The organism is Streptococcus sp. 1055 (assembly GCF_013276815.1).
Taxonomy (GTDB): Bacteria; Bacillota; Bacilli; order Lactobacillales; family Streptococcaceae; genus Streptococcus; species Streptococcus pseudopneumoniae.
Window position 1 is genome coordinate 1 of sequence record NZ_VMLT01000052.1, and the last position, 7,667, is coordinate 7,667.

At 39.5% G+C, this 7,667-nt stretch carries 6 protein-coding genes and 2 pseudogenes; 7 read left to right on the forward strand and 1 reads right to left on the reverse strand.

Features of this window, described 5'->3' with window-relative positions; all coding sequences use genetic code 11:
• The 5 genes and pseudogenes from HT699_RS11730 to HT699_RS05385 all read left to right on the forward strand — a co-directional run.
• Positions 1-419, forward strand: a pseudogene (locus tag HT699_RS11730) (IS630 family transposase); the annotation flags it as partial.
• A 175-nt stretch (positions 420-594) separates the two neighbouring features.
• Positions 595-1,100, forward strand: a pseudogene (locus HT699_RS05370) (DUF1919 domain-containing protein); the annotation flags it as partial.
• 73 nt (positions 1,101-1,173) lie between these two features.
• A complete protein-coding gene (locus HT699_RS05375) occupies positions 1,174-3,303 on the forward strand; it encodes a Tex family protein (protein ID WP_014017280.1) in 2,130 nt (709 codons plus the stop codon).
• Entirely contained in the window at positions 3,290-3,739 is a 450-nt protein-coding gene (locus HT699_RS05380) for a SprT family protein (RefSeq protein WP_001054508.1), read from the forward strand. The genes HT699_RS05375 and HT699_RS05380 overlap by 14 nt, the downstream gene beginning before the upstream one ends.
• A 58-nt stretch (positions 3,740-3,797) precedes the next feature.
• Entirely contained in the window at positions 3,798-4,070 is a 273-nt protein-coding gene (locus HT699_RS05385) for a PspC domain-containing protein (RefSeq protein ID WP_001085048.1), read from the forward strand.
• Positions 4,071-4,212: 142 nt separating this feature from the next.
• On the opposite strand, the gene HT699_RS05390 is transcribed toward HT699_RS05385, so the two are convergent.
• Complete coding sequence (locus tag HT699_RS05390; RefSeq protein ID WP_000680781.1) at positions 4,213-4,404, reverse strand: hypothetical protein; 192 nt, start codon at positions 4,402-4,404, stop codon at positions 4,213-4,215.
• A gap of 426 nt (positions 4,405-4,830) precedes the next feature.
• On the opposite strand from HT699_RS05390, the gene HT699_RS05395 reads away from it, so the two are divergent.
• Together HT699_RS05395 and HT699_RS05400 are read left to right on the forward strand one after the other, a co-directional pair.
• A complete protein-coding gene (locus tag HT699_RS05395) occupies positions 4,831-5,589 on the forward strand; it encodes an ABC transporter ATP-binding protein (protein ID WP_000173372.1) in 759 nt (252 codons plus the stop codon).
• A 1-nt stretch (position 5,590) separates the two neighbouring features.
• Complete coding sequence (locus HT699_RS05400) at positions 5,591-7,579, forward strand: ABC transporter permease (protein ID WP_172921937.1); 1,989 nt, start codon at positions 5,591-5,593, stop codon at positions 7,577-7,579.
• Positions 7,580-7,667 lie beyond the last annotated feature (88 nt).

Consider the following 7,667-nt stretch of genomic DNA (forward strand, 5'->3'; position numbering starts at 1 on the left):
CTATCGTCCTTATGCAGGGGCTCCTAGAGGGGAGAAAGTCTATGAAAAGATTAGCGGACGTCGTTTTGAGCGAACTTCAATTGTTGCAGGACAAGTAGACGGAGAGTTTATAGCTCCCATGATTTACAAGAACAGCATGACAAGCGATTTCTTTGTGGAGTGGTTCAAAACGCAACTCCTACCTGCTTTGAAAGACACCTCATGTTATTGTCATGGACAATGCTAGTTTTGATCCCAAGAACATTTTGGATGAACTCTGCATCCAAGATAAACACTTTTTCTTACCTCTACCACCTTATTCACCAGATTTGAATCCTATTGAGCAAGCATGGGCTATCTTGAAAAAGAAAGGAACAGATTTATTAAGGGAAGTCCCAACTATTTTTGAATGTTTGGAACGCTTTTTTAAAACTAAATGATTATATAATTGAAATAAGAAGAAAATCATTATCAGAAAATTATAGGAGGTAGTAAAATTGACTTGCTTAATCAGTGTTATTTTATTACATCAAGGAGATAAAAATAGTTTATTAGAGTCTTTATTAATAGTTGATAGACAAACATTTAAAGATATAGAAGTTATTATTGTAAAGCCAATATAGAACACCTTTTGTTGGTTTATTTATTCTTCCTGATGATTATTATAAACTTACAAAGGATTTTCGGTACTATATGGAACAAGAACTTGTTTTCGAAGAGGAACTTGTTTCACCGAGCTGGACCCATGAAGTTTATCCTTTGGGGCACTTAGGGGATATAGATATTCATTTTCTACATTATTCTAGTATTGAAGAAGCACGGACTAAGTGGGAAAAAAGAAAAAACGCATAAATTGGGATAATCTATATTTTAAATTTGATAATAAAGATTCAGCTAGTGAAGAAATTTTAAATAAGATGGATAATCTTCCTTATTCTAATAAATTAATTTTAGTCAATCGTCCATATAAAAATTTGAAAAGTCAATGTGTTATTCCAGGTCAGGAACATCTTCCAGAACTGGCTATTATGTCTGATCCATTAAATACTTTTGATATCATGGCTTGGTTAAAAAAGGTGGCAATGCTCTTTAAGTGCAAGTTATTGCGCTGTAGCATATAAATCTATTCCCTACATATTTTTTAAATGTTCTACGAGTTAATTTAAAATGTTTAGCTTGTGGTATAATAGTTTCATGGATAAAAAATATGAAAAAATCTCTCAGGATTTGGGAGTGACGTTAAAGCAAATTGATACCGTTCTAAGTTTGACAGCTGAAGGGGCGACTATTCCCTTTATGGCGCGTTATCGCAAGGACATGACTGGTAGTCTGGATGAGGTGGCGATTAAGGCTATTATTGATTTGGATAAAAGTCTGACAAATCTCAATGACCGTAAGGAAGCTGTCTTAGCTAAGATTCAAGAACAAGGTAAGTTGACCAAGGAATTGGAAGAAGCTATCTTAGTTGCCGAAAAATTAGCAGACGTTGAAGAACTCTATCTTCCTTATAAGGAAAAGCGTCGTACCAAGGCAACCATTGCCCGTGAAGCTGGACTCTTTCCTCTTGCTCGCTTGATTTTGCAGAATATAGTTGACTTGGAGAAAGAAGCTGAAAAGTTCGTCTGTGAAGGATTTGCGACTGGCAAGGGAGCCTTGACCGGTGCAGTTGATATTTTGGTCGAAGCCTTATCGGAAGATGTGACCTTGCGTTCTATGACTTATCAGGAAGTGCTGAGACACTCTAAACTCACTTCTCAAGCCAAGGATGAAAGTCTTGATGAAAAGCAGGTTTTTCAGATTTATTATGATTTTTCAGAGACAGTTGGAACTATGCAAGGCTATCGTACCTTGGCTCTCAATCGTGGGGAGAAGCTAGGTGTCTTGAAGATCGGTTTTGAACATGCGACGGACCGTATTCTTGCCTTTTTTGCTACTCGTTTCAAGGTGAAAAATGCTTATATTGATGAAGTTGTTCAGCAATCCGTTAAGAAAAAGGTCTTGCCTGCTATCGAGCGCCGTATTCGTACAGAATTAACCGAGAAGGCAGAAGAGGGAGCTATTCAACTCTTTTCTGACAACCTGCGCAATCTTCTCTTGGTTGCTCCTCTAAAAGGGCGCATGGTTCTTGGATTTGACCCAGCCTTTCGTACAGGTGCCAAGCTAGCTGTCGTTGATGCAACTGGGAAAATGCTGACAACTCAGGTCATTTATCCTGTTAAACCAGCATCAGCTCGTCAAATCGAAGAAGCCAAGAAAGATTTGGCAGACTTGATTGGTCAATACGGTGTAGAGATTATTGCCATCGGAAATGGTACTGCTAGTCGTGAAAGTGAAGCCTTTGTGGCGGAAGTTCTTAAAGATTTTCCTGAGGTTAGTTATGTCATCGTAAATGAAAGTGGTGCTTCGGTCTATTCTGCCAGCGAACTTGCTCGTCAGGAGTTTCCAGACTTGACCGTTGAAAAACGCTCTGCTATTTCTATCGCCCGTCGTTTGCAGGACCCCCTTGCTGAATTGGTCAAAATCGATCCTAAGTCAATCGGTGTCGGTCAATACCAGCATGATGTCAGTCAGAAGAAACTGTCTGAAAGTCTGGACTTTGTCGTGGATACCGTGGTGAACCAAGTCGGTGTCAATGTCAATACAGCCAGCCCAGCTCTTCTTTCACACGTAGCTGGACTCAATAAAACCATCTCTGAAAATATCGTCAAATACCGTGAAGAAGAAGGAAAAATCACTTCACGCTCCCAAATCAAGAAAGTTCCTCGTTTGGGGGCTAAGGCCTTTGAACAGGCAGCTGGTTTCCTTCGTATCCCTGAAAGTAGCAATATTCTTGATAATACAGGAGTTCACCCAGAAAATTACGCTGCCGTTAAGGAACTTTTCAAACGCTTGGACATTAAGGACCTGAATGAAGAAGCCCAAGGCAAACTCAAGTCTCTTTCAGTCAAGGAAATGGCGCAAGGGCTAGACCTTGGTCCCGAAACTCTTAAAGATATCATTGCAGATCTTCTCAAACCAGGTCGAGATTTCCGTGATTCCTTTGACGCACCTATGCTTCGCCAAGATGTCCTGGATATCAAGGACTTAGTGGTTGGGCAGAAGCTAGAGGGTGTGGTGCGTAATGTCGTTGACTTCGGTGCCTTCGTTGACATTGGAATTCACGAGGACGGTCTCATTCATATTTCCCACATGAGTCGCAAATTTATCAAACATCCTAGCCAAGTGGTGTCAGTTGGAGATTTGGTGACCGTTTGGGTCAAGAAAATTGATACTGAACGTGAAAAAGTCAATCTGTCGCTCCTAGCTCCAGATGAATCTAACTGATTACGTCAAGCAGGTTTCGCTAGAAGACTTCGGCAGACCTTTTATCCATCATGCCCAGTGGAATAGGCGTCTACGTTCGACAGGTGGGCGATTTTTCCCCAAAGATGGGCATTTGGATTTTAATCCCAAGGTTTATCAGGAACTGGGTCTGGATGTTTTTAGGAAAATTGTCCGACATGAACTCTGTCATTATCACCTCTATTTTCAAGGGAAGGGCTATCAACACAAGGATCGGGATTTTAAGGAACTTTTGGAAGCAGTGGATGGATTACGCTTTGTGCCAACCTTGCCAAATAGAAACTCCAAGCCAATCAAGCTTTATCGTTGCCAATCCTGCCAGCAAACTTATCAGCGCAAGCGAAGGATTGATACCAAACGCTATCGCTGTGGAGTTTGTCGAGGAAAGTTGCTACTAGTAAATCAGCCTGAGGACTGATGAAAGCCGAGCCTACCCGTGATATACTATGTCTAACCTAGCAGAAAGAGGAAATATCATGAACAGTAAATTTTATAAAATGAGACGAAATCGCATGATTTCAGGAGTTCTGGCAGGTCTGTCAGACAAGTGGAACTTTGATGTTACCCTTGTTCGTTTTCTATTTGCTATTTTTACAGTCGCAAACTTTGGACTTGGTGTGATTATCTATATCATCCTAGCTTCTGTCATGCCAACCAAGGAAGAAATCGAAGCAGAAATGTACGGAACAGGCCCACGCAAACGCAAAGAAGCCCAAGCCATTGACGATAATGAAGGCTGGTTTTGGTGAGGTTTTACAAAAGATTTAGAATAAGCAAAAAGCTTTAAATCAATAGTCTAAACTGCTTGATTTAAAGCTTTTTTACTTTTAATAATATTTTTCCAGCTTCATCTACAAACTAAAAGCATTCTTTTGAACTCATGTTTCTAATCTATTTTTCATGCTGAGACAATACATTTTTGGAAAAATGGTGGATGCTGATAACAACTGATAACCAGCAAATAGCATAAGCAGTAGCTGTAAATTCTGTACCGATAAAGTATGTTTTTTCAACTAAGAGTTGACCGATGAATGGAGAGAGGAGATAGAGAAGTCCGATGAGTATATATTCTTTGTGTTTCATTAAGGCGCACCTTCTTTCCTTATAGGTAGTTCGATTTGAAAGTGTTGAATTTAATGGCATGTTATCTAGGTAAGCTTACTCAAATGATAGTTCCGATTCCCCCTTTCCAAAGTAAGCCTTTTCACACTTATATTTTACAATTTTAAAAATAGGAAATCAAATCATTTTATAAGTAATTTTGCCTACATTTCCCCCAATCTTACAAAAATGTAAGATTAAAGTCTCTTTTGTAAGGTTAGGTTATGGCAAGCGGTCTTTTTTTGATGTAAACTAGACTCATAAAGAACAAAGGAGTAACATCATGAAACAAATCTTACATAAGAAAACTAGAAAACCAAGCCATAAAGATATCGAGCGTGTTCAACTGGGATGCGCTATGATGCAAGCAACATTTCATTTGATGGGATATTAAGAAAGGAGATTCTCATGACACTTTTAGATGTAAAACACGTTCAAAAAATTTATAAAACTCGTTTTCAGGGCAACCAAGTAGAAGCCCTCAAGGATATTCACTTTACCGTAGAAAAGGGTGACTACGTTGCTATCATGGGTGAGTCTGGTTCTGGTAAATCTACTCTTCTCAATATTCTAGCTATGCTGGATAAACCAACTCGTGGTCAAGTTTATTTGAACGGAACAGACACCGCAACCATTAAAAATTCACAGGCTTCTAGCTTCCGTCGTGAAAAGTTGGGCTTTGTCTTCCAAGACTTTAACTTGCTAGATACTCTGTCTGTTAAGGACAATATCTTGCTTCCACTTGTCTTGTCAAGAAGACCTATTACGGAGATGATGAAGAAATTGGTGGTGACAGCTGAGAATCTAGGTATCAACCAATTGCAAGAGAAGTATCCTTACGAGATTTCAGGTGGTCAGAAACAGCGTGTAGCAGTAGCCCGCGCTATCATCACAGAGCCTGAAATTCTCCTTGCGGATGAGCCAACAGGAGCCCTTGATTCCAAGTCCTCTGCAGCTCTTCTTGATGTTTTTGATGAAATCAATGAGCGCGGCCAAACCATTCTCATGGTAACCCACTCAACAGCAGCAGCTAGCAGAGCTAAACGTGTACTCTTTATCAAAGACGGCATTCTTTACAACCAAATCTACCGTGGAGAGAAGACAGAACGTCAGATGTTCCAAGAGATCTCTGATACCTTGACTGTCATGGCAAGCGAGGTGAATTAGTATGTTTCGATTAACCAATAAGTTAGCGGTATCGAACTTGATTAAAAACCGCAAACTCTACTATCCTTTTGCGCTGGCTGTTCTCTTGGCAGTCACAGTCACCTATCTCTTTTACTCTCTAACCTTCAATCCCAAGATTGCTGAAATCCGTGGAGGAACAACCATTCAGGCTACACTTGGATTTGGTATGTTTGTCGTCACCCTTGCGTCAGCCATTATCGTCCTCTATGCCAATAGTTTTGTCATGAAGAACCGTTCCAAGGAACTAGGAATTTATGGCATGTTGGGCTTGGAGAAGCGTCACCTGATCAGTATGACCTTTAAGGAGTTAGTGGTATTTGGGATTCTAACTGTTGGAGCGGGTATCGGTATTGGAGCCTTGTTTGACAAGTTAATTTTCGCTTTCTTGCTCAAACTGATGAAATTGAAGGTTGAGCTGGTCGCTACCTTCCAAATGAATGTTGTCATTGCAGTACTTGTTGTCTTTGGATTGATTTTCCTAGGGCTCATGTTCCTGAATGCCCTTCGAATCGCCCGTATGAATGCCCTCCAGCTCTCGCGTGAGAAAGCAAGCGGAGAGAAAAGAGGTCGTTTCCTACCTCTCCAAACTATTCTTGGTTCCATAAGTTTAGGGATTGGCTATTATCTTGCCCTTACGGTAACCGATCCTCTTACAGCCCTAACAACTTTCTTCCTAGCTGTTTTGCTGGTTATTTTTGGTACTTATCTATTGTTTAATGCAGGGATTACAGTCTTCCTACAAATCTTAAAGAAAAACAAGAAATACTATTACCAACCTAATAACCTCATATCTGTTTCCAACTTGATTTTCCGTATGAAGAAAAATGCGGTTGGACTAGCAACCATCGCTATTTTGTCAACAATGGTTTTGGTAACCATGTCAGCAGCGACTAGTATTTTCAATGCCTCAGAATCCTTTAAAAAAGTGATGAATCCGCATGACTTTGGCATTACTGGAAAAAATGTTGAAAAAGAAGATTTGGACAAACTCTTGAGCCAGTTTGCAAGTGACAAAGGTTATAGTGTCAAAGAGAAAGAAGTGCTTCGTTACAGTAACTTTGGTATTGCAAATCAAGAAGGAACCAAGTTAACACTTTTTGAAAAAGGACAAAACCGTGTCCAACCCAAAACAGTTTTCATGGTATTTGACCAAAAAGATTATGAAAATATGACTGGTCAAAAACTGTCTCTATCAGGAAATGAGGTCGGTCTCTTTGCCAAAAATGACGGACTGAAAGGACAGAAAGCTCTAACTCTAAATGATCATCAATTTTCTGTCAAAGAAGAATTTAATAAAGATTTCATTGTAAACCATGTTCCAAATCAGTTTAATATTTTGACTGCTGATTACAATTACCTTGTTGTTTCTGATTTACAAGCCTTTTTGGATCAATTCCCAGATTCGGCTATCTATAATCAGTTTTACGGTGGTATGAATGTAAATGTCAGTGAAGAAGAACAACTCAAGGTCGCTGAGGAGTATGAAAACTACCTCAATCAATTTAATGCTCAATTAGACACAGAAGGTAGCTATGTTTATGGTAGCAATCTAGCAGATGCTAGTGCTCAGATGAGTGCCCTTTTTGGCGGTGTCTTCTTTATTGGTATTTTCCTATCCATTATCTTTATGGTCGGAACTGTTCTGGTCATCTACTACAAACAAATTTCTGAAGGTTATGAAGATCGTGAACGCTTTATTATCTTGCAGAAAGTCGGTTTAGATCAAAAGCAAATCAAGCAAACCATCAACAAACAGGTTTTAACTGTTTTCTTCCTTCCTTTGCTCTTTGCCTTCCTACATCTAGCCTTTGCCTACCATATGCTTAGTCTGATTCTAAAAGTAATTGGTGTACTGGATACGACTATGATGTTGACTGTAACCTTGTCTATCTGCGCTATCTTCCTCATCGCCTATGTACTGATTTTCATGATTACCTCTAGAAGTTATCGTAAAATTGTGCAAATGTAAAAAAGATACCTCGACTTCAAAATCGAGGTATTTCTTGTATTTTATACTCAATGAAAATCAAAAAGCAAACTAGGAAGCTAGCCGCAGG